This is a genomic window from Puniceicoccaceae bacterium (genome assembly GCA_040224245.1).
Taxonomy (GTDB): domain Bacteria; phylum Verrucomicrobiota; class Verrucomicrobiia; order Opitutales; family JAFGAQ01; genus JAKSBQ01.
Genome location: JBEGIR010000008.1, coordinates 1 through 20454 on the forward strand (window position 1 = coordinate 1; position 20454 = coordinate 20454).

19 protein-coding genes are annotated in these 20454 nt (G+C 54.1%); 7 read left to right on the forward strand and 12 right to left on the reverse strand.

The annotated features are described in order from the left end of the window. Positions 1-187 (forward strand): hypothetical protein (locus tag ABQ298_01205; GenBank protein ID MEQ9822981.1); only part of this gene is annotated, 187 nt, incomplete at its 5' end. 754 nt (positions 188-941) lie between these two features. On the opposite strand, the gene ABQ298_01210 is transcribed toward ABQ298_01205, so the two are convergent. Together ABQ298_01210 and ABQ298_01215 are read right to left on the reverse strand one after the other, a co-directional pair. Then, complete coding sequence (locus ABQ298_01210) at positions 942-1208, reverse strand: type II toxin-antitoxin system RelE/ParE family toxin (protein ID MEQ9822982.1); 267 nt, start codon at positions 1206-1208, stop codon at positions 942-944. Continuing rightward, on the reverse strand, positions 1186-1398 hold the full coding sequence (locus ABQ298_01215) for a DUF6290 family protein (protein MEQ9822983.1): 213 nt from the start codon (positions 1396-1398) through the stop codon (positions 1186-1188). The genes ABQ298_01210 and ABQ298_01215 overlap by 23 nt, the downstream gene beginning before the upstream one ends. 167 nt (positions 1399-1565) lie before the next feature. On the opposite strand from ABQ298_01215, the gene ABQ298_01220 reads away from it, so the two are divergent. The 3 genes from ABQ298_01220 to ABQ298_01230 all read left to right on the forward strand — a co-directional run bounded on the left by ABQ298_01220 (position 1566) and on the right by ABQ298_01230 (position 5445). Further along, the gene (locus tag ABQ298_01220) at positions 1566-3368 is read left to right on the forward strand and encodes a glycoside hydrolase family 43 protein (protein ID MEQ9822984.1); all 1803 of its coding nucleotides are present in this window, start codon (positions 1566-1568) and stop codon (positions 3366-3368) included. A 104-nt stretch (positions 3369-3472) separates the two neighbouring features. Beyond that, the gene (locus tag ABQ298_01225) at positions 3473-4051 is read left to right on the forward strand and encodes a beta-phosphoglucomutase family hydrolase (protein ID MEQ9822985.1); all 579 of its coding nucleotides are present in this window, start codon (positions 3473-3475) and stop codon (positions 4049-4051) included. A 125-nt stretch (positions 4052-4176) separates the two neighbouring features. Continuing rightward, positions 4177-5445, forward strand: a complete 1269-nt coding sequence (locus ABQ298_01230) for a HAMP domain-containing sensor histidine kinase (protein MEQ9822986.1) — start codon at positions 4177-4179, stop codon at positions 5443-5445. Between the two features lie 35 nt (positions 5446-5480). Here ABQ298_01230 and hrpB read toward each other — a convergent pair whose 3' ends face one another. From hrpB to ABQ298_01245, 3 genes are all read right to left on the reverse strand, one after another. Beyond that, positions 5481-8021 carry an ATP-dependent helicase HrpB gene (gene hrpB, locus ABQ298_01235; GenBank protein MEQ9822987.1) on the reverse strand — a complete coding sequence of 847 codons (2541 nt, stop codon included), beginning with the start codon at positions 8019-8021 and terminating at the stop codon, positions 5481-5483. Between the two features lie 6 nt (positions 8022-8027). Further along, positions 8028-8534, reverse strand: a complete 507-nt coding sequence (locus tag ABQ298_01240) for an MEKHLA domain-containing protein (GenBank protein ID MEQ9822988.1) — start codon at positions 8532-8534, stop codon at positions 8028-8030. A 94-nt stretch (positions 8535-8628) separates the two neighbouring features. Then, a complete protein-coding gene (locus ABQ298_01245; GenBank protein MEQ9822989.1) occupies positions 8629-10521 on the reverse strand; it encodes a hypothetical protein in 1893 nt (630 codons plus the stop codon). Between the two features lie 471 nt (positions 10522-10992). On the opposite strand from ABQ298_01245, the gene ABQ298_01250 reads away from it, so the two are divergent. The 3 genes from ABQ298_01250 (at position 10993) to ABQ298_01260 (ending at position 12579) form a co-directional block, all read left to right on the forward strand. Further along, the gene (locus ABQ298_01250; GenBank protein ID MEQ9822990.1) at positions 10993-11538 is read left to right on the forward strand and encodes a GNAT family N-acetyltransferase; all 546 of its coding nucleotides are present in this window, start codon (positions 10993-10995) and stop codon (positions 11536-11538) included. 172 nt (positions 11539-11710) lie between these two features. Beyond that, on the forward strand, positions 11711-12121 hold the full coding sequence (locus ABQ298_01255) for a methionine-R-sulfoxide reductase (protein ID MEQ9822991.1): 411 nt from the start codon (positions 11711-11713) through the stop codon (positions 12119-12121). Further along, positions 12118-12579, forward strand: a complete 462-nt coding sequence (locus ABQ298_01260) for a hypothetical protein (protein ID MEQ9822992.1) — start codon at positions 12118-12120, stop codon at positions 12577-12579. Before ABQ298_01255 ends, ABQ298_01260 begins: the two co-directional genes overlap by 4 nt. Positions 12580-13021: 442 nt before the next feature. On the opposite strand, the gene ABQ298_01265 is transcribed toward ABQ298_01260, so the two are convergent. The 7 genes from ABQ298_01265 to ABQ298_01295 all read right to left on the reverse strand — a co-directional run. Next, positions 13022-13252, reverse strand: coding sequence for a DUF2007 domain-containing protein (locus ABQ298_01265; protein ID MEQ9822993.1), 231 nt, complete (start codon positions 13250-13252; stop codon positions 13022-13024). 84 nt (positions 13253-13336) lie between these two features. Beyond that, complete coding sequence (locus tag ABQ298_01270) at positions 13337-14119, reverse strand: helix-turn-helix domain-containing protein (protein ID MEQ9822994.1); 783 nt, start codon at positions 14117-14119, stop codon at positions 13337-13339. Between the two features lie 31 nt (positions 14120-14150). Then, positions 14151-14852: a hypothetical protein gene (locus ABQ298_01275; protein MEQ9822995.1), complete on the reverse strand. Its 702-nt coding sequence runs from the start codon at positions 14850-14852 to the stop codon at positions 14151-14153. A gap of 2 nt (positions 14853-14854) precedes the next feature. Continuing rightward, the gene (locus ABQ298_01280; protein ID MEQ9822996.1) at positions 14855-16198 is read right to left on the reverse strand and encodes a hypothetical protein; all 1344 of its coding nucleotides are present in this window, start codon (positions 16196-16198) and stop codon (positions 14855-14857) included. A 204-nt stretch (positions 16199-16402) separates the two neighbouring features. Next, entirely contained in the window at positions 16403-18664 is a 2262-nt protein-coding gene (locus ABQ298_01285) for a hypothetical protein (protein MEQ9822997.1), read from the reverse strand. Then, positions 18661-19299, reverse strand: coding sequence for a hypothetical protein (locus ABQ298_01290; protein ID MEQ9822998.1), 639 nt, complete (start codon positions 19297-19299; stop codon positions 18661-18663). Before ABQ298_01290 ends, ABQ298_01285 begins: the two co-directional genes overlap by 4 nt. Before the next feature lie 118 nt (positions 19300-19417). Continuing rightward, the coding region (locus ABQ298_01295; protein ID MEQ9822999.1) for a gamma-glutamyltransferase at positions 19418-20454 on the reverse strand (1037 nt) is incomplete at its 5' end.

Below are 20454 nucleotides of genomic sequence, written 5' to 3' on the forward strand. Positions count from 1 at the left end.
CCATCAGATTGAATCACTACCACCTGACGAAGTTGATAAAGTCATCAACTTTATGGATCATTTTAAGTTGAGGCGCTACGAGGATGAACAAGTGAAACTTGCGATCCAAAGGCTCGATGATCTTGAGAATGGCTTGGATGAGGAAATTCCTCATGAAGAAGCCATGAAACAAATCAGAGCGAAATAATGGATGTTTTTCATCTTAAACGTGCGCTTGCTGATCAACTCAGAGAAGCTGATTTTTGGTACGATCAAAGTCCGGAGCTTCGACAGGAATTTATCAACGAATTGGACGATGCCATTGAGGACATCAAGAAAGCTCCAAATGGCTATGTGATAGTCTCAAGAGAACGGAATTTAAGACGGTATTACGAAAAGCGATTCCACACTGCAATCTTGTTCCAATACCTTGAAAACAAAGATTTGCTTAGGATCGTTCGAGTCTACAATTGCAGAATGAATCCTAGAAAGTTCCTCTAGTTTTCCTCTTAGCTGACTCCGAAATGATCGACCTTTGTCCCCAATCCTTCGGCAGATGCCGAACTCAAAACGCTCCGATCCATCGGAACTTGCACCCCCCGACGAGTCGGGGACACGAAGTTTTTTGGCGCTGTGCAACAGCGTTATGTGGCCATAGGCCTTGTAGGCTGGCATTCGCCAGCCGATGTTATGGGATTCAGTTGTTTAAGCCATAAAGGGTATGAGCAAGTGCGCGAGGAATACCCAAAAACCACGGCCTGATCCTGTTTGGGGAACTCAGTGAGCTGAGGATGGGGCGCGAGCTGGAAGCTCCCGCTACGATGGGGACTTATTTCTGTTCATCCGAGAAGGATTTCCGCAAGCTGAAAGCTGTTCGCGAAGCGACCCTGCTCAGCGAAATTCACTCATAAATCGCCGCCGTGCTTCGGGAAGAATTTGAAGGTTTTGAAGGCAAAGAAGGATCAATCGTAGATCTTCTTGCGGTGGTCGACTCGAACGACCAAGACAATGCAAACGTTGTCCTGAATATCGCACAAAATGCGATACTCATCGACGCGGTAACGCCAAATGCCCTTCAGTTCGCCTTTAAGCTCTTTGCCGAAACGGCGTGGATCTTCATCACCAACAATGCGTTCATCCAGATAACGAACGATCCTTTTGGCTGCAGCTTTATCGATTTTTTTTAGCTGCTTTAAAGCTCGCTCTTTAATCTGATAGACCCAACTCACGCTTCGCTTCCTCAGCTGAATAGACACGTCCAGGTTTCCGGATCGCATCGACTGCCAAGTAATAATCTTCCAGATCTTCGATGTGTTCCTCGATGGCCTCACGGACATAGAAAGTCTTGGTTCGCCCTGTTATTTTGGCCAACCTTGACAGACGTTCCTCAGTCTTTGGATCTAGACGGATTGCGAGCATGATTCAAAAGCTACTCATGCAATACGTGTATATCAAATAGAAAGTATCTTCGCCTGAATGCGGACAGGCTGAACTGTAAAGGCGGATTCTGGTGGAGATATCGGCCAAACAGGATAGGGTATCTATTACCCAAGGGAACGCCCATCCCTGATATTCCACTGATACCCATGACCCTTTTGAAGATTCGACGCCTGACAATGCTGACGGTGTTTGTCAGCAGTTCCCTCGCGTTTTCCCAGACTGAGACTCCGGATTCGGATGCGGCGGAGGATGAAGTCATTCTCACGCAGCCTTGGTTTGGATATGAGTGGATCGTTCCCGAATTTGAAGACATCTCCGTGCACGATCCCTCCATCGTGGTTGCGGATGGACAGTTTTATGTGTTCGGCTCCCACCTGTCGGCGGCGAAGACGGAAGACTTCATGAAGTGGGATCGGGTGGCGGACCTCGTCTCCACGATCAACCCCTTGTTCGACAATGTCTTTGTCGAGCTTGCGGAAACCTTTCAGTGGGCGCAGACGCAAACCCTTTGGGCTGCGGATGTCATCCAGCTGGAAGATGGGAAGTATTACTTTTATTACAACGCATGCCGCGGCGATTCACCGCGCTCGGCGATGGGCGTTGCGGTTGCGGATTCGGTGGAAGGACTCTATGTTGACCAGGGCATCATCCTGAAATCAGGGCAATGGGGGCAGATCAGCGAAGATGGTGAGACGGTGTATGACGCAGTGGTCCACCCCAATGTGGTCGATCCGGACACCTTCTTTGATGATGAGGGAAAACTCTGGATGGTGTATGGCTCCTATTCGGGAGGCATTTTTATCCTGGAGATGGACCCGCTCACGGGACTGCCGGTCGAAGGGCAGGGGTATGGAAAACATCTCATGGGTGGCAACCACCAGCGCATTGAGGCCCCCCACATTCTCTACAGCCCGCACACAGGCTACTACTATTTGTTTGTGACCTTTGGCGGACTTGATGCGGTGGGTGGATACAACGTCCGTGTGGCGCGATCCCTGACTCCGGATGGACCCTACTTTGACATGGAGGGGAATGACATGCGGGATGTCATCGGTCCGACGGCCTTCAACGACGCGGCGATTGAACCCTATGGAGCCAAGCTCATGGGGAACTATCTCTATGTACCGACTCAAAACCAACTGGGCTATGTTTCTCCCGGGCACAGCACCTCCTACCTGAATGCGGAAACGGGACAGTATTTCCTGATCTTTCACACACGCTTTCCCTATCGGGGTGAATTCCACCAAGTGCGGGTGCATGAGATGTTTTTCAACGAAGACGGGTGGCCTGTGCTGGCTCCGCTCCGCTATGCTCCGCGCATCGACCTGTTGACATTGGAACCAGAACCTGAGTCCAGCGAAGGCATGGATGATCCTGGCGACAGTGCCGACGGTTCGAGCGATCCGACACAGGGAGAGGACGAGCCAGACCCAGCCGATGACGGCGTACAACCCGAGCCGGAGGAAACACCAATCGTGTATTACAGCGATCCGATTGAAACCTCACAGTTGCCGGGTGAATACCAATTTATTTTTCACGGCAAAGACATCACCTCTGAGATCAAGCGTTCACAGGAACTCTTTCTCTATGCAGACGGTACGCTGCGCACAGGATCGCTGGAAGGGAGCTGGCAGTTCTATGAGATAGAAGTCGTACCTGAAGTGCCGGAACCAGTTGAATCGGAGCAGGAGGCTCCGGTCGATCCATCAGATCCACCGGAATCGGGTGAGGATGGTGACCCGGGTGAGGAAGTTCCAATTGATAATCCGGTGCTGAAAAATATGATCCGACTTGAAATCGAATCCTTTGGCAGCTTCAAGGGTGTGGTTTCACTGCAATGGAATGAATTTCTGGAAGCGTTTACCGTGACCATTAGCGCGCTATCTGAGCAAGGGACCAGCATTTGGGGTGCGCGTTGGGCAGAGCTTCCGGTAACCAGCGAGCCTTGATTGTCGTTGCGGTTGATTAGGGCGAAAGAACGCTCAACTTGCATTGCAGCGCGAGTGTGGAGTTGTTGCTTGTCTCGGTGTCAGGCATGCACTAGCACAGAACGATGGAGCGCTTGGAAGAATCCTTTGATGCCTTGGTATTTGACATGGATGGCACGCTTGCCGATACGATGCCGACTCATTTTGTCGCGTGGAACCAAACGATGAACCGCTATGGAATCGCATTTCCGGAGGATCGGTTCTACGGACTTGGCGGAGTGCCAGCACCAGTCATTGTGAACATGCTGGCGCAGGAGCAGGGGGTGTCGCTCAATGCCGATGCCGTAGCGCACGAAAAGGAGGAGTTGTTTGTCAGCTTGCTGACACAGGTTCAACCCATCCAACCTGTGAAAACCATCGCTGAAGCACACCGAAGCCGCTTGCCGATGGCGATTGCAACGGGAAGTCCCCGCTGGTTGGCCAGTACGATCTTGAGCAATCTTGGCATTGCTTCCTGGTTTGAGGCAGTGGTAACGGCGGACGACATCACGCATCCCAAACCTGCGCCTGATGTGTTTCTTGAGGCGGCACGACGACTCGGTGTCGCTCCGGAGCGCTGCCTTGCGTTTGAAGATACCCAGCTGGGCATGCAGTCTGCGAGGGACGCTGGCATGCAGGTCATTGATGTTCTCACGTTATTGTGACATGGGTTGGAGGTTTTTGACAAAAGAAAGCAATCACTGATTCTACCTATCTGACTGTAATCTTATGCATGGTTTCGTCACGGATTTCTGGCATACCGTTTAATTGACAATCCTTTGCTGTTAAGATGCTTGATGCCACCCACAACCCTGCGGCTCGTGCCGAGATCTGGTTTTCAGAATTGCAGGCAATTGACAACGTTGCAGGGGTGTATCACTGGCTGGGGTGCAAACTGGTGGAGCTCGATGACCATTTGCTGTGCATTGGGGTTCGCAATGACCCCGTCCTGGACAAGGGCATTGTGGTCGCGTTTCACGGACTGGATCGGCACCATTTTGCGAGTCTGGTGAAGCTCCTGGGAGTGAATCCGATCGGCAAGGTTTACGGGAAGACTCCAGAGGCGCGGGAGTATTTTTTTTCGGATAAACGCCTGAGAGAATTTGATGGAAATCTGGTTCGCTTTTCAGGGGGACAAATCCCCGCATGGATTGCCCATACCATTGAGTGGTTATTTGCGATTCGAAAGGTCTACACCATCGCACTCCAACACGAGAACCTTGAGATGGGAACCCTGCTGCTGTTCCAAAGGGGAACGGTTCGCGAAATTCCAGCCTGGCAGATTGAAAAAATGGCGGATCTGGCCTCGTTTCGCATCCATGCGCTCTTGCCCTGCAGTCCTTCCGGAAATTCGCGACGTGCTACATTTGAACAGTCCCTCATTGCCAATCTCAATCACGAGATCCGCACCCCGCTTAATGGCATCCTCGGGCTGATCGGAGAAGTGCTCGAACAACGACCGGACGCCGCAGATTCAGGCGAGATGATAGAGGATGTGCAGAACTGTGCAAAGGATCTGCAACGCACCGTGGACAACCTGATCCTGATTTCGAGCCTTGAATCCCGTCAGGTTGAATGGAATCCGGAAGAGATGACGGTCGAGCAGGTGACGGTGCTTGTTCGTTCATGGCTCGACGATCTGGATGAAAGGTCAGCAAATCGTGTGATGCTCGAATCGCACATTCCTGCAGCTCAGTCGGGTCGACTGTGCATTGACTGGCATCTGTTCGCCCATGTGTTAAACGAGCTGGTGCACAATGCGCTGAAATTCTCAGAGGCGAGTGTGGAGATACGGGTAGAGGTCAGGGACCGAGCGATGTGGCTTGTAGTCTGTGATCGTGGGATTGGCATGGCTGCGAGTGAACAAAGGGAGGTGTTCCGAACGTTTCACCGAAGCGAACATGTGCGAAGTTCGAGAGGTGGAAATGGTGTGGGGCTGTCGATTGTGGATCACATTGTCCGGCTGCACGGCTTTGAGGTGATGCTGCATTCGCATGAGGGTGAAGGAACTGTCGTCGAAGTGCGCATGCCGCTTGAGTCCTTGCACGCCCTTTCGTGAGCACACAAATGGACTGAAATGGAATCGGAAGGGATTTATCGCCACTCGTGTTTGGGGTAGCGACCCTTCAACTCCTTTTTGATGGCCGGGTAGCTGGAGGACCAGAATGCGTCGAGATCGTCAGTAACCTGAACGGGTCGGTGATTGGGAGCGAGGATTTCGTAGACAACTGGCACTCGACCCGCGATTTTGATGGGACTCAGATCGTAGAGTTGTTGAATCCGCGCTGAAAGGATGGCTCGTGTCGACTCGTATCGAACCTTCAGCTTTCCGAGTGCGGTTTCGAGGTGTTCCGGTGCACAGTCATCCATCAGCGCCTGCTGTTCTGCACGCAGCCATTCCTGAATGGTGGGTAGAATTTCAACGGCTTGCAGTGCTTTTTCAGTGAGTGCGCCGTAGCAGACCTGTTCGAGCAACGTGATTCGGTCAGATGCTGTGATCGGAGCGATCTCATACTCCGGGAAATGATGGGCGACGAAATTGATGCGTTCGATATAGGCTTCGACACGGTGATTCCATGCCTTGAGCTTGAGCCTGCCCTCGATCACTTCCCGCGCAATGAGGTTGGCGGCAACTTCTTCATCGATCTCGGCGATCTCCTTGCTTTCCATCTCGATTTCCCGAAACTGCACGGACCGGGTCTGCCGCACGCGTTTCTGCCAGGGATCCCAATAGGCGGTTTCGCAGGTTTGAATCTGATCGGGAAACCATTGACTTATCCACTCTGGCTGCACGCTTGAGTTGCGCCCGAGCAGCACTTGCACGGACCCCTTCACTTGGCGTTCCTCCATTTCCAGCGAAACAAACCACTCGGCGTCGACAGCACTCTCGCGTCGGCGTGTTCCCTTTTTTCCATGAGCCAGAGCGCAGCGCAGGGTTCCTTGATCCAGGCGCCGTGCAAGGGAGTCTGAGAATGCAAGGAAGAGACACTTGCGAAAGGCGAACCAATCGCTCCGGTGCAGAGGTTCAATCGCAAGCCCCTGGCGGTCAGCGATCTGAAGGAACTGTTCGCTGGCTCTGACGGCTGCTCGAGCTGCACCGACGTGAATCCCAAGTTCGCGGCATCGGTCGGTGCTGAAGTTGGCCTGCTTTGCGATGAGAAAGGCCTTGAGTTCCATCAGCACGTCGGAATCGTGGGTTTCCTCATCACTGAGGGACTCGAGCCGGATCTGCATCTCATTCCGGTGTTGCAGGGGCAACAGGATGCTGCGGTCCTGGAGCATTGCAGCGGTGAAGGCTGCCAATTGAAGGCATTCGCGCTGGGATGCTTCGATGAACAGACGGGCATAGCGGGGATGCATGGGGAACTCCGCAAGCCGCTGACCGAGTGCAGTTATGCGGGGAAGCGAACCCGAAATGGCTCCGAGATCGCGGAGTACAGTCTGTGCATGCTGCAACTGCTCCGGATTTGGCACTTCGAACCAGCCAAAGGACTCCACCGCCACCCTTTCCGAGGCGTGCAGCATCAACAGGGTTTCACTGAGATCCACTCGCAAGATTTCGGGAGTTTCGTGGGGCGGGCGCTGATGGTGGTGGGACTTGGACCACAGACGGATGCAAGTGCCGGGGGCATCCCGACCGGCTCGACCCGCCCGTTGGGATGCGCTGGACTGACTGATCGGTTGAACCAGAAGTGAGTTCACCCCACGGCGTGGGTCATAGGTGGGAATGCGCGCCAGTCCGCTGTCGATCACCACCGTGATTCCCGGGATCGTCAGTGACGTTTCTGCGACGTTGGTTGAGACAATGACCTTGGGCCGTTTCCCTGGATCGATGGCCGCATCCTGAAGTTCAGGAGGGAGTTCTCCATGCAGTGCGTGCAGCTCAAACCCCTTGCTCTCCGGCATCGCTTCGATGGCGCGAATCGTGCGATGAATCTCCATCGCACCGGGCATGAATATCAGGTGGTTCCCCGTTTCTCCTGAGCGCACGGACTGGCGAAAGGCCTGTGCGGCACTCTCCCAGATGGGAGTTGGAGGTCGAGAGTTGGGTGGAGCGGTGTAGTGGATCTCGACGGGATGGGTGCGACCCTCGCACTTCAGGTGTGCGCACGGTTCCAGAAAGTTGCGAATCGCATCGCTTTCGAGGGTTGCGCTCATGACTCCGAGAATCAGATCGCTGCGTTGCTGGTGCTGCACCTGCCTGGCCATGGCAAGGCTGAGGTCGCTGTAGAGGTTGCGCTCGTGAAATTCGTCAAACAAGATGGCACCGACTCCCTGCAGGGAGGGGTCTGCAAAAATTTTGCGCAGCAGAATGCCTTCGGTCACAAGCATCAGACGTGTTTGAGCACTTGCAACGCGGTCGAAGCGGACGTGAAACCCCACCTCCTCTCCAGGCTTGCCCCCTCGTTCCCATGCGATTCGCCTGGCGAGCATGCGTGCGGCGATGCGCCTGGGCTGCAGCATGTAGATTACCTGATCCTTTGGGATGCACTGGGAATCCAGAAGAAATTGGGGAACCTGTGTGGATTTGCCAGACCCTGTGGGGGCTTCAAGGACAAAACTTCGCTCCTGCTTCAGAGCGGTAAGGAGTGGAGTGCGAATGGATTCAATCGGGAGGGACGCGTTGGCTTGCATGGCAACTCAACTCGAAGGATTGGGGCATTGCGCAGAGTCATCCTCCAGAAATTCCCAGTTTGCAAACGCGGCGGCTTGACCCCGATAGTTGCCGGAGTTGTCCTGCAAATTCCAGACGCTGGCATGGAAAATCCGAAACCTCCGACCTGTTGCCGAAATCCGGATACCGCTGTAGTCGTGAATGACGCCGTCGCGACTGACCGTGTTGAGCAAACGCATGCGCTCACCGCGCTCGGGCAATTCTGCAGAGTGCCTGGAAGGTGTGCGCGTGAAGCGATCCCAGTCCATTTCAAAGAGGTTCAGCGCAGTTGGATTGCCGTAGTTGAAGATGGGATCCATTTCAGTTCCATGGGATACAATCGCCATGGCACTGTTGGAAAACGCTCGAAGCGCATCAGCGGGGGATGCGACATCGGAAATGAGAGGGCGTCCGGCACGCTGCAGAAAACTTTGGTGCAGCATCCAGATGTGAGCCTCCAGGGCATGGGGGTTACCTGAAACCGAATCTCTCATGTCAATCTGATCGAAACGCAAAGCACCGGTCAGCTCAAGCGTAAGCTGAAACCACCTTCAGTCTGAGCAGACTCAGCGGGCAGTGACAGGGCAATCAGGTTTGCAGGTAGGATTTCCCACGATAAAATGATGCCAGCACTGTGAACAGCAGGGCGGCAATGGTCATGAGGCCTGCGAACACCCAGAAAAAGGTCTCGAGCGACAGCGACTGCAGGGGTGCCAAAAAGGCAACGAGCACATTTCCGAATGTTACGCACAACAGCCAGAATCCCATGATTGTGGATTTCATGGAGCGAGGCGCCTGTGTGTAGGCGAATTCGAGTCCGGTGATGGAAATCAACACCTCCGCGACCGTAATGAGGGCGTAGGGCAGCAGTTGCCAAAGCACTGGCAGGTTGCCGGGGCCGACGGAGTCGATGCGGGCCTGGATGAGGGCGACTGCCACAAAGGAAACTGCGGCAATGAACATGCCAATGCTCATGCGGTGCAGGGGTTTGAGCGGACGTCCCGCTCGCTCCAATGGATTGTAGACAAACACATTGAGCAACGGGATGATGATCATCACCAGCAGGGGATTCAGCGCGGCGATTTGTGCGGGAAGCAGGTCGAGAGTCCGGCTTCCTCCCTGGGTCCACTGCATCACGAGTGTGACAGCACCCCAAATCGCAAGGGTCACGGGAAGACCGATGCGAAGGGATTTTGGGAGGCTGACATTGGAAACCCAACAGAACAGCCAAACCGCTCCAAAAAGAGCGCCGATGATGGTTGCGGGAAGGATCCACCACGACCAGAGCATTGCGGGAACCGTCAGCTGCAGGTTCATTGCCTTGGCCTGCTCGACCCAGGTGGACGAGTGCTGATCAAACAAGGCCCAGAAGACGGAAACCATGGAGAACACGACCATGATGCGCAGCACTGCAGGAGGGCCTTCAGCGGCTTCCTCTCCAAAGTGACGCCGTGCCGGTCCCCAGAAGTCCTCTCCGGGCTGGCGTTGTTTGCGATGGCGAACACTGTAGAACATCACTGCGAGAAAACCCGTATCCTCCTTGATCTTCTGACGCACGTGGGCGAGGGCGAATCCGGCAACCAATGTCACAAATCCCAGTGCGGCCACCCACCAGTATTGCAGTGCCACCTGTCCCAGTGCTCCCATGAGCATGCTGCTGCCTCCTTCGGTGAGAGCGTGAACGATGTTTTCAGATTCTTCGAGAGCGACATAGACTCCCAGCAGCAGTGGCAGTACCAGCAGGGTGGATGCGAAAAAATCGATGCGTCCCAATCTGCCGCCGGGATTGGGTGGGACCTTGACAAATTTGTTTCGGCCAAGCCAGAAAACCAGTGCTGCAATCGCCATGAGAATGCCGGGAACCCCAAACGCGACCTCGGGTCCGAAGCGTTTGTAAATCCACGGCGTGAGGATGCTGGCAAAAAAGGAACCAAAGTTGATGATGAAATAGAAGATCTGGAATACTTTGCTGACCAGATGGCTGTTTTTGGAGGTGAACTGGTCCCCGACATTGGCGGAGACGCAGGGTTTGATGCCGCCAGAGCCGATGGCGATGAAGGCGAGTCCGGCGATGATGGCGTATTCTGCCCCCACGAGATTATTCATCGATGCAAAGCGACCGCCCAGCGCCAGGATGGCGTGTCCTGCCACATAAATCAGCGATACCCAGAAGATGACACGGTATTTTCCGAGCAGACGATCAGCGAGAATGGCACCGATCATGGGGAAGAGGTAGACTCCGGCCATGAAAAGGTGCGTCCATTGGGTTGCCTTGATCTTTGCCTGAGATAACAACTCGGGATCTGCGCTGCCCTCGGCGACAAATCCGATGAAGAGGGCAGTGAGGTAAATGTAGAGGATCTGGCGCATGCCGTAATAGCTGAAGCGCTCCGCTCCTTCGTTGCCGACGATGTAGGGCATGCCCGCAGGGAAGCGGTTGTCCCGAACAGGGGTTGATGGATCATCCGCAATTTTTTGCATGCGCAGATTTATGCCGTGCACCCGAATATGTGCGAGGAAAATATTGCATTAGCAGTGATTCTGGGGGCTGAGTTTCAGAAAATAATCTGAAAAAACCTTCTGTTCGATGGGGGTTTCCCATCACCCGCATTTGGTTGGACGTATTGTGACGGGTTTCCAGTGAGCGAGAATCTGCCCTTTGAACGTTGTCTTACCCTTCGCAGATGTCCGTGATGGCGTCCTTACAAATCGCAAGTTGCCAAAATCAAAAAACTGGCATAGCTTCTTCAAACTTGAAGGAGTGGTCGCAGCATTGATTCAACTTTTTGTTCCACGCTCGTTCCCATCTCCCCAAGTTTCCCGACCTTCTGTCCTGCCTTTCGGGAAACTTGGGTCCCCTCAGGGTTTAACCCGTGAAACCGGGAAGTGAGTGCACAGGGTTGAGGAATGTGCAGAGCACCCATACCCACCCAATGCTTACCCCTACTGATCGTGAACTCGAACGAATCCATTCTGGACGATTCAGACATGCAATGGGTCGATTCGCAGGTTTATTACCTGCGCATGGAACGTCGTCCTGAACCTCAGCTTGCCTGCGACTCGCACCTGCAGGTGCAGCGTCTTGCCAGACCAGTGGATGTGGGTTATTACCTCGAATTGTACCAGCGGGTAGGACTGGCGCATCACTGGGTAGACCGACTGGTGATTCCGCTCTGCGAACTGGATGCATTGCTCAATCGGGATGAAGTGGAGATCTGGGTGTTCCTCCATGATGAACAACCCTGCGGTTATGTCGAATTGGTCAGGGGCAGCGATCAGGTGGAGATTCTGTATTTTGGCTTGTTCCCTGAATTTGCAGGTCGTGGCCTGGGAACTTCGTTTTTACGCAGGGCGGTCGAGTTGGCGTGGAGCAGTGAACCGCAATGGGTGGAACTCAATACCTGTGATCTCGACAGTGATCGTGCGCTTGAGGTCTATCAGCGGGTTGGATTTGAGGTGTATACCACCCGCATGGAAAAACGGCGCTCGATGAGCTGATGTCCCGCCTGTTTGGTGCGCTGTTGGCATGCACAGGAAAAATGACAGGGATTTGGAAGAAAAACGAAGAGTTATGCGTTTTGCAGGTATGCGAAAGTCCCGAATTTTCAGTAATGTATTGACCGCTCGGGCATTTTTGGGAATTCCCGTGTTCGCGCTGACCGTTATGACCATGAGTGCAGATAAACCGCAATACAACGAACTGACCCCTGAGCAGGAGTGGGTGATCCTTCAGAAAGGAACCGAGCGTCCCGGAACGGGTGAGCTACTCCACAACAAGGAGTCCGGCACTTACTTGTGCGCTCGCTGCAATGCACCGCTCTATGAGAGTGAGGATAAGTTTGAGTCCTTTTGTGGATGGCCGAGTTTTGACGATGAAATTGAGGGTGCCGTGCGCAAGGTGACAGATGCCGATGGCCGCCGCATCGAGATTCTCTGCGAGAATTGTGGAGGCCATCTCGGGCATGTGTTTCATGGAGAGGGGTTTACTCAGAAAAACACGCGCCATTGTGTGAACTCGCTGTCCATGCGCTTTGTGCGGAAGGGCGAGCCACTGCCCAAGGTCATTCGCAGCAAACCGTGAGCCTTTCAGGTGTGGGTATGCGCAGACTGATGGCAGTTGCTCATACAATGTTTGTTTTAGATACTGAACCCAGGATTTCAAAAAACACCGTTTGGCAGATGCCGAACTCAAAACGCTCCGATCCATCGGAGCTACAAACCCCGACGAGTCGGGGACATAAAAGCTTTCTGGCGCTGTGCAACAGCGTTATGTGGACCATAGGCCTTGTAGGCTGGCATTCGCCAGCCGATGTTATAGGATTCAGTTGTTTAAGCCATAAAGGGTATGAGCAAGTGCGCGAGAGAATACCCAAAATCCACGGACTGATCCTGTTTTGGGAACTCAGTGAGCTGAGGATGGGGCGCGAGCTGGAAGCTCCCGCTACGATTGGGAGCAACGGTTTGAATTTCTTTCGCGCCACCCATCTGTTTGCTATCCGTGGACAATTCCCTCTGAAGTGGCTGACGCTACGCGTATAGTCGTGATTTGAGTAAAACGTCGAACGTGAGAGTTGACCAAAATCGATGGTTGGCGTATTTTTCGCGTCATGAGTGAGATTATTTTTGAAGTCTTGGAAGACGAGATTGACGGAGGTTTCACGGCTTCAGCTTTGGGTTATGGGATCCATACCCAAGGAGATGATTTAGATGAGTTGAGAGCCAACGTCAAAGAAGCAGTTGAATGTCATTTTGACGAGACTATGGATGCTCCCAAAATGATCGACCTTTGCCCCCAATCCTTCGGCAGATACCGAACTCAAAACGCTCCGATCCATCGGAGCTACAAACCCCGACGAGTCGGGGACATAAAAGCTTTCTGGCGCTGTGCAACAGCGTTATGTGGCCATAGGCCTGTAGGCTGGCATTCGCCAGCCGATGTTATAGGATTCAGTTGTTTAAGCCATAAATTGTATCAGCTGCCTTAGTCGGTTTCCTGCTGCATGAGTTTCAGGTAGTCGGTCAATACCTCATGGGCGTGCTGGAAATCGTGTTCGTGCACGGCGACGCGCACCATTCCGATGGAGGGATTGAACATGGGGTAGAGCGCAGAGATTTGTTCATCCCAAACGTGTGCCTGAATGCCTTCGTTTTCGAGAAACGAGACTGCAAGATGGGCCTGTTCGAGTGTGGCAAACTGATGAAGCACTTTCATGTCGCGCGGGTAGGGGTAAGGTGCTCGTCCTATACAAGGATGCAAGCTATGCCAAACGATTGGGAATACTGTGTTTTCCACGGGTCAGTCTGGATCGACTGCTGTGGCGACCGAACGGTGGCGACGCCGGTAGGCTCCTGGAGTTTCCCCAAGCTGACGGCGAAAGGCCCGCGAAAATGAGGAGACATTGTCGTATCCACACTCTGCAGCGATCTCGCTGATGTTGAGGGTGGAATTGGACAGCAGCTGTGCCGCACGGTTGACCTTGATTTTGAGCAGGAACTCGTTGGGTGAGAGTCCGAAATGGGAGTGGAAATAGCGCTCAAGGGTGGAAACCGAAAAGTGGCTTTCCTCCGCAAGTTCCCGCACGGTGATTTTCTGAGAAAGACCCTTGCTGATGCGGTTGACGATGTGAGTGAGTGCGGCGTACTCGTGGGGAAGCGGAACCTCGGCGTCCATTTTGCGGGAGATGCCTGCGGTTCCGATGATCTCTCCATCGTGGGAGTAAACGGGAAGCTTTGTAGTTTGACGCCATTCTACGACGCCCTCGGGCGTGAGAACGAGTTCGGGTTTGTTGCGGATCGGAATGCCCTGCTTCAGCACTTGGTCGTCATCATGCATGTAGTTACTTGCCAGTTCGTTGGGGAAGCAATCTGCATCGCGTTTGCCAAGAATCATGGCCTTGGGACGCTGCGCCTGATCGGCAAGTGCCTGATTGATAACGAGGAAACGTCCGGCTTCATCTTTCACCCAGAACACCACATCGGGCAACATATCCCACAGCTCCGATACCACCGGGTCGGGGCGCATGCGTTCAAGAAAACGGGCGACCTTCTGGACAACGCTCGGGTGGGGTTCGCGGTGCATGGTTAGGGTAACTAAAGGATGGGAAGCAGGATCAATGCGCTGATTCGGGTGGTTTGCGCCAGCGCCAGAGCAGCACCGAAATGGCAGCAATCGAACCCACCCAAAGCAGCAGGAATAACCAGTCCCGGGTGATGCGGTGAAAGATGTCGGACACCAGTTGCTGGGAAACGTAGCTCAGCACCTTCGGTTTCATGAGGAAACGACTGAGGTAAGGCGGATGAAGTGATGTGGTGGAAAACGAAGCTGCACTTTCCGCATCGATCCAGCGCACGTGGATGCGACATTGAAAGTCAGTCTGCATCAGGCTCGGGTTGAGATCGATTCGAATGAGATCAATGCGCTTGCTCTCGTCGCCCAAGGCGCGCAAAAAATCCCTGAAGTTGAGTTGCACTGCAAGGGGTTCTCCGTTGGGGGAGAAGGGTACGAGGTAATAGCCCTTGAATTCTTCGCTGAATCCGCGCAGTTCGCCAGCCCAGAAGATCTCAGCGTAGAGGTGGCGATTGAGCACGTGACGACCCTCTATCGTGATTTCGAGCACGGGATGGGTGTCAGGATTGATTTCTCCCGCACGCAGCACAAGGTAGGGATCACCTGCGATTGGGCGAACCCATCCGGATTCATCCACTTGAACATCGTTACTGGTGTGGAGGGGAAGTTCTGCCCGGATCGGCAGTGCGACGAAGGCAAGCAGGCAGGAAAGGATCGCGTAGATCGAGCGGGGGCGTCGTTGCATGGTCAGGCCTTATTGGATGTTGTGGGAATGGTGCGACGGAGCGCGATCACGATCATGAAGATCAGGGTGGCGGCGTAGACACTGCGGCCCGCAAAGATGAGATGATGCATGGTCATGGCACTGCCCTTGAGCAGTTGAAGCTCTGCGATGGCAGGAATGATAGGGAGATTGGTCCAGAACAGGGAGGACGGCATCGCCAGCCACTGGGTGAATACGCCGAGGTCGGATGCGACCAGCCAGAATGCAATCCAGGTCAGACAGAAAAGTGCGAGCGCACGGGCAAAGTCGATGTTTCGGGCTGCAAGGAAAGTAAAGGGGACAAACCCCCACGAGACATAGTGAACGGTGTGAATGGAGGTGGCAAAAAAGGCACAGTAGTAGACCGCCAGGATTGTGATCAGGAACTCCACAGTGGCATTGCGGGAAAACAGGAAATGAAGGAATAACAGCACATAGGCCATTACAAAAGCATAGTAGTATCCGATCTGGAAACCAAACAGCTGCAGGGACTGCGATGCACCCACAATGTTAACCGTGCCACCTGCACCCTCGGCTGTTTTGGGGAAGCCGAGCAGGTTGGGCAAAAGGTTCGATGCAAATCCCGCAAACAGCAGCAGAATGCCCCCTGCAGCGAGAAGTCGCAGCGGAGAACCCCGCAGGTGTTTTGCAAAAAAGACAAGGAAGAAGGGAAAGAGCGTAATGACGATTTCCCGTGACCACATGGCCAGACCCAGCAGCACAGCAGCACTGAGCATGCGCTCGCGTTTGAGCATCAGGAAACTCGCCGCTACAAACATCAGGGGAATCGCTTCGTAGCGACCAAATATATAGGACGCAAAGAAGGTGACTGGATTGAAAAACCAGACTCCGGCTGCGATCAGTGCAGGTCTGCGCTCGTCGAAGAAGCGATAAATCAGCAGACCGGTGATCAGATCGCAGATGAGGTAGGGAAGCTTGAGCAGGAAGACGGTGCGCAGGATGGCATGGTGGCCGAGAAAGCCGAAGTATTCGAGGTGACTTGCCGTGGTTTCTGCCCAGTTTGCAGCCTGGAACATAGAGCTTTTTTCTGCGAGCAGCGGTGCGACCAGAGTGAAGTGAATCACTTCTATGAGGGAGGTTACAAAGCGACTGCCAGGGAATAGATAACCCGTGTCCCAGGCGTGGAAGATGCGACGCCACTCGGACAGGAAATCGATGTGCCCGAAGAAGGGCATGCAGATGATGCGAAGCAGCAGTGCCGTCAGCAGGATCTGGATGAAGCGATGATGATGGATGCGAAGGGATAAAACCCGCTCGGATGCATTCACGAGCAGATGATTTAGGCGGGCGGTTTGATGGGATCCCATGGGGAGCAGTGTGGTGGTGTCGACATGGATGTCCCTGCGTTTTCGATTGGGGCCTTGGCTGGATTTCGAAATCGAGCCTTGCAACGTCGAAAATGCACGGGTACGGAGCTATGGCGGTTCAGGCGAGTTTCCCAAATCCGCCGTGACATAATGCAGAGCAGTGCATTCTGTGGGCAAGGGAAAAAAGGAAGGGTGTTGCGTAGATCACTGCACAGGATTCGCGGGATTGTTTGGTGCAGCGTCCCTCTCGCATGGGCTGCTTCGATCCTGTGTGCGAATCAAGAGCCATGCGATTCCGACGATGCTCGCGAGCACCGTGAGCAGAGATCCCATATCCGTGAATTCCACATTGTATAGCCGATCCTCAATGCGAAGTGAATGCATGCCTGGAATTGCCCAGACCAGTGCGAAAAAGACAAATTGCAGGAGCAGCAGTCCCTGAAGCAGGCGTTTATGGTCGTGCACCAGAATGCCGCATAGCAGCATGATCAGGACGGGAAAGTAGTAGGAGCCGTGCGAAATGATGGTGCGTCCTGCTGGCAGAATGAGCACAATCCAGAGTCCCAGTCCGACAGCGATGATGGCATGCAGATACCACAGTTTGCGTCGCAAATCCGGTGGGCGGCTTCTGCGCACAAACCAGGCAAGCACATAGGCGGCGATCAACGGAACGAGGGAAACACCGATGAAGGTGAAAATGTAAAGGCGAAGGTGTACGGATTCCTGAAGCAGTTGTTCTCCGAAGGAACTGAAAGCAAGGGGGATATTGCCAATGGTGGTTTTGATGTTTTGCCACCTTCCAGAAGTCCAGGATTCGAGCGTGAGTGAGGAATAGGCATTTCGGAGTGCTTCGGGGAAGCGAACATCGTCGAAATAGGGGTAATTGGCAAAAAAACGCTTTTGGTTGTAATCCCCTGGTGGATCATAGGTTTTCTGATAGAGCATCCATGGCAGCATCCAGAATACCCCAACTACACCTGCCGCAGCGAATTGTTGCCAGCAGAGTCGTCGGTGGCGCAGTGTATCGATGCTGAGAATGGCAACAAGCGCGAAGAGACTGCCCTGGTGTACCAACAGCGAAAGGGCACAGATCGAGCCTGCGATCAACCAGAATGCAAACGAGCGATTCAAGCCTTTTTCCCGAATGAGCATACCGGTCAGCAACAGCGGAAAAAGGGCAGCAAAGAGCTTGGGCCAGACGAAGGCAGTGTTCATGACAAAGGTGCCCGAGAACAGCACAAGCGCGCAGATCCAGAGCGCGGAGCGCCGGGTAATCCCCATTGCATGCAGCAGAAAACCAGCCCCGATCAGAATGCTCGCGTGTAACCAGCTCGATACAATGTGATAGCCCATGATGGAGTCTGCCATATACGGGCGCAACAGCAGGCAGACAGCCGTTTGCAGGGGCGGGCGATCTGTTGAGCGCCATTCGAGAATATAGGGCTTCAGGCTTTCCTGGTTCCAGAGTCGTTCGAGGCTGAGCAGCGGCAGGTAGTTGTCGACGGGTAGCACTTCATACAAAAAACGCTCCTGTGCGAGTCGCACAGGGTTGTGGGCTGATGCGTTAAGGTAGAGCAGTGCATTGACCATGATGACTCCGAACAGTGTCAGGCAGGCAATGGGGAGAAAATAGCGCACGGTTTCCATCGGGAAATCCCGGCGACGCAATCCGGCAAACAGTAGAAAGGCAAACGCTCCTGCGACGGTGACCTGACTGATGAGCACGGAAGTAAAAATGCTCTCAAGTGCGATATAATACTGCAGGTAAGCAACCGTTAGCGGAAAACCGAGCACCAGCGGAATGAAATACTTGCGGACAGCTTCCCATTGACGAACCAGCGCAACATAACCTGCAAGACCAATGATGAGCAGGATCAACAGCGGAGCCACCAAATTGAGCAGGGTGCTGCACAGGAGTTTAAAGCTGTGAAAGCGCATCACGGGGGGCACCTCATGCCCAGGCAGACTGATGCCGATCCAAAGGTCCTGAGCGGGGTTTTCATCACTGGCGACCAGATAGGCGGTGCGGCCCTGCCAGTCGGGAGGAAGGGTCCATTGCAAATACCCAACGCCTTCAATCTTGTGACGTGGGCGCAGCATGAGCACCGCATCCGAATTCAGGTCGTGCAGGCGCAGCTGGATATTGCGATGCCCAAAAGCCCCTCCGACGTACAGGCGGATGTGTTTTCCCAATTCAAAGGGGCGCATCGTGATTTGACCCCGAAATACCTCCGGCGAGGGTTTCCCTTGATAATCGCCAAGAGTGGACCACATCGGAATCCTGGGAAAGCCCCGTTCTTCCAGTCGCTGCTCGATCCAGTCAGAGTTTTCGAAGATGCGCCCTTCCTCTTCGAGATCCTGAGTAGATTTCGGTTCCTGTGCGAGCACGGTAGTGCCTGTTGCGGCTAGTATCAGCAACCCACAACAACGCAAGATCATGCGCATCATCAACAGGTGGTGACTCATGGCTGACGGGAGAGCAGCCCAATACCAGCACCCAATAGTGCTGCGAGCATAGGAGTAGCGATCAAGGCTAGATGCACGGAGTGCCTGGAGGTCAGAGGTGTGATCACCTCGGTTGGAACCGAAGTAAGGTCGGCCACGAGATAGGGATCTGTGGCTGCAGGATGGATGCGGAAACTTGCGTGGGAAGGGGAATCTGAATCGAGTGTGCGTTCCAGTTCGTTTGCAGGATGCCAGATCTCCCCCGGCATTGAGTGGGAGAATGGCCAGCGCAGCCAGCCGATGCGGGCCTGTTTCACGTGGAGGAAATCAGAGGGAGTTTCGGGATCGATGCGCAGACCGCGAAGATTTTCGGGAAGGGGTAGCTTGAACGTGTGCTGTGCGTATGTTCCAAGCGGGACCCGCATGGTCTCATTTTCATTAAACCCCAAACCTGTATCCCAGTAAAGTTTCAGTGATCCTCCCGAGGTATCTTCCAGCGTCAGAAAGAGATTCGGTCCGTTGATATTGCCAAGAAATCGAGAATTAACGCTGCCCACCATCACCGCCAGGACGGCGCTGAGCAGCAGTAATCGAATGCTGATCTGAAGTGCGGACACGAAGACAAGGATGTGAGTCAGAAACGGTGGTGCTGCCATGGCATTCACCGCTTCATGTTGGAAACGAAGCGAAACTATGAAGGGCTTCTATGGGATGGCAACTGATTTGTCTGGGTTGAAGGTGGGACAGATGCCCTTTTCTGTGCGGAACTTTTGGTTAAAATGCCAGTGCGGTGGAATCGCCGACGCGTGTCACGTCGGCTGCAGCCTCGAGACTGCCGTCAGGGTGAAGGGAGATCGCCTGGAGTCTTCCGATTCGCGGGACTTCCCTGAGCGCATGCCCACGCTCTTGCAATTGCCGGAGGGCATCTGCATCGAGTGCACCGGATTCGTAGCTGATCTCATCGGGAAGCCACTGGGCGTGGATTTTGCGGTCGTCCACGGCGGTTTGCAAGGACATGTGATGCACCAGCAGGTTGATGAGGGTCTGGTAGACGTTGGTGATGATGGTGGAGCCGCCGGGTGTGCCGAGCACGTAGCGCAGCTTTCCGTTCCGGGTGACGAGGGTAGGAGACATGCTACTGAGCATGCGCTTGCCGGGAGCGATTGAATTTGCTTCTGAACCGACCAGTCCAAATTGATTGGGAACCCCCGGTTTGGCGCTGAAGTCATCCATTTCATTGTTCAGGAAAAATCCGGCATCTTGAACGAAAAGCTTGGAACCAAATGCACTGTTGAGAGTGGTGGTGATGGCGGCGGCATTTCCTGCATTGTCGACAATCGAGAAGTGGGTGGTTTCATAGCTCTCGATGCGGTCAACGCGGCCTTCTTTGATCGATTGGGAGGGAGTGGCCTGCAGCGGATCGATGTCTGCGTTGCGTGCGGCGATGTAGACGGGATCGATCAGGCGTTGCACGGGTACGTCCACATAGTCGGTGTCGCCGAGGTACGTCGCGCGGTCGGCATAGACCCGGCGCATCAGTTCAGCCATCAGGTGAGCCTCGTCAGCGGAGTTGGGTTTGGTGGAAGACAGGTCAACTCCCTCGCTTCCGATGAGCAGCTGGATGAGTGCGATGCCCCCGGATGACGGTGGGGACATGGAGTGCACGGTGTGCCCGTAGCAGGATGCACTGACACTGTTGCGCCAGATCGCCTGGTACTGATCGAGGTCTTCCTGGGTAATGAGTCCACCGTGCGATCGCACAGTTTGCACGAGTGCTTCGGCGGTTTCTCCCGCATAGAACGCGCCGGCTC

Bases quoted from the DNA above. Each gene is read 5' to 3' on its own strand.
- ABQ298_01285 (MEQ9822997.1), bottom strand. From the start codon at position 18,664: ATGAGTCACCACCTGTTGATGATGCGCATGATCTTGCGTTGTTGTGGG.
- ABQ298_01265 (MEQ9822993.1), bottom strand. From the start codon at position 13,252: ATGAAAGTGCTTCATCAGTTTGCCACACTCGAACAGGCCCATCTTGCA.
- ABQ298_01270 (MEQ9822994.1), bottom strand. From the start codon at position 14,119: ATGCACCGCGAACCCCACCCGAGCGTTGTCCAGAAGGTCGCCCGTTTT.
- ABQ298_01230 (MEQ9822986.1), top strand. From the start codon at position 4,177: ATGCTTGATGCCACCCACAACCCTGCGGCTCGTGCCGAGATCTGGTTT.
- ABQ298_01280 (MEQ9822996.1), bottom strand. From the start codon at position 16,198: ATGGGATCCCATCAAACCGCCCGCCTAAATCATCTGCTCGTGAATGCA.
- hrpB (MEQ9822987.1), bottom strand. From the start codon at position 8,021: ATGCAAGCCAACGCGTCCCTCCCGATTGAATCCATTCGCACTCCACTC.
- ABQ298_01220 (MEQ9822984.1), top strand. From the start codon at position 1,566: ATGACCCTTTTGAAGATTCGACGCCTGACAATGCTGACGGTGTTTGTC.
- ABQ298_01240 (MEQ9822988.1), bottom strand. From the start codon at position 8,534: ATGAGAGATTCGGTTTCAGGTAACCCCCATGCCCTGGAGGCTCACATC.
- ABQ298_01290 (MEQ9822998.1), bottom strand. From the start codon at position 19,299: ATGGCAGCACCACCGTTTCTGACTCACATCCTTGTCTTCGTGTCCGCA.
- ABQ298_01245 (MEQ9822989.1), bottom strand. From the start codon at position 10,521: ATGCAAAAAATTGCGGATGATCCATCAACCCCTGTTCGGGACAACCGC.
- ABQ298_01225 (MEQ9822985.1), top strand. From the start codon at position 3,473: ATGGAGCGCTTGGAAGAATCCTTTGATGCCTTGGTATTTGACATGGAT.
- ABQ298_01215 (MEQ9822983.1), bottom strand. From the start codon at position 1,398: ATGCTCGCAATCCGTCTAGATCCAAAGACTGAGGAACGTCTGTCAAGG.
- ABQ298_01275 (MEQ9822995.1), bottom strand. From the start codon at position 14,852: ATGCAACGACGCCCCCGCTCGATCTACGCGATCCTTTCCTGCCTGCTT.
- ABQ298_01255 (MEQ9822991.1), top strand. From the start codon at position 11,711: ATGAGTGCAGATAAACCGCAATACAACGAACTGACCCCTGAGCAGGAG.